At 33.3% G+C, this 1,160-nt stretch carries 3 protein-coding genes; all 3 read right to left on the bottom strand.

Annotated elements, in window-relative coordinates:
- A partial coding sequence (locus tag ACFINF_RS09265; protein ID WP_375620596.1) for a single-stranded DNA-binding protein occupies positions 1-134 on the bottom strand: 134 nt, incomplete at its 3' end.
- A gap of 136 nt (positions 135-270) precedes the next feature.
- Positions 271-651 carry a helix-turn-helix transcriptional regulator gene (locus ACFINF_RS09260; RefSeq protein ID WP_015856258.1) on the bottom strand — a complete coding sequence of 127 codons (381 nt, stop codon included), beginning with the start codon at positions 649-651 and terminating at the stop codon, positions 271-273.
- Between the two features lie 25 nt (positions 652-676).
- The gene (locus tag ACFINF_RS09255; RefSeq protein WP_375620595.1) at positions 677-1,003 is read right to left on the bottom strand and encodes a hypothetical protein; all 327 of its coding nucleotides are present in this window, start codon (positions 1,001-1,003) and stop codon (positions 677-679) included.
- Positions 1,004-1,160 lie beyond the last annotated feature (157 nt).

The raw sequence follows: 1,160 nt of genomic DNA, 5'->3' as shown, positions 1-1,160 counted from the left end.
TTTTGATTGGTTTTTTTATCTGTATAGCTCTCAGAAGTCGCTATACTAAAATTAACTATTTCTGCTCCAGAATTCATTGTTTTGCTTTCGGGATTAGCACCAAGGCGCCCGATTAACGTCACTTTATTTAGCATATTTGTAGCCCCATTAGATTAGCAATTTATACATGAAAAATCTTAGCATAATTTGCATATTTATTCAATTATTTCAAAAGGATATTATTGTTTTTTAATATATAAAATTATGTTTACGGTGTATAAAATAAGGAGATCAAGGTATTCTATTCTGCAAGCACCGTTTTTTCTCTACTTTCTCCATGAGTTCCTTGCACTTTGTCAGATCTTGTTGTGAAAGAGACTTAAACATTCTAACAAACGTGTTAGAAATTTCATGGTTAAGTGGGTCAGAAGAGTTCATTGTAAAATTCTTACGACAAATATTTGCTTCTCTTCTCAAGATAGAAGCCGTTTCTTCATCTAAAGCATATTTCTCAATGATCTTTTCTTCCATGTCAGCAGGTATAGGCTTTTTGCCAATTTCTACAGAAGATAAAAATGCTATAGATACGCCTAATTTATTAGCCATATCTAATAAACGTTCTGTTCGATCAATACGAATTTTACGTAAGGTTTTGCCAAATGGTGTAAGCATTTGATTCAAGCTCCTATTAATGCAATCAAGTGGTTTTCAATGATTTTTTGATGTTTTTGTTGATTTCATCTATGAGAGGTTCGTAATTGAGAATGCTTTTCGGAATAGCACCACCGTAAACCCACGCTTTCACTTGCGCTTTGGTACTAAAATCTGCATTCTTAGGTGTTTTGTAATACTGGCCGCCATCAAACTTTTCACACTCTCTTGTACCGTCTTCATATTCGTAGAGGTTGTAAAAATACTCCTCTGCTCCGTCTCCCCAAGGAACATAACCAACAGCTGTTGCAACAAACTCTTTTTGCATGGGTTGTTTACGCTTTTTTAAGAACAGGTCTTTTAATATTCTCATGTTTTTAGTCCATAATTTTACCAATTGGTCTATTTACCTAAAATTTGACCGTACAGAGCGTTTTATATTAGAGATATGGTTTTTCATCGTAAAATCTTTAAATCGCTTTGTATGGTATCTTTTTATCGATTTAAATACATATCCAATCCCAAAATGA

Source organism: Bartonella sp. TS25HLJMH, from assembly GCF_042193505.1.
GTDB lineage: Bacteria > Pseudomonadota > Alphaproteobacteria > Rhizobiales > Rhizobiaceae > Bartonella > Bartonella grahamii.
The sequence above is the reverse complement of the archived record's forward strand: the minus strand, read 5'-3'. Positions and strand labels throughout refer to the sequence as shown.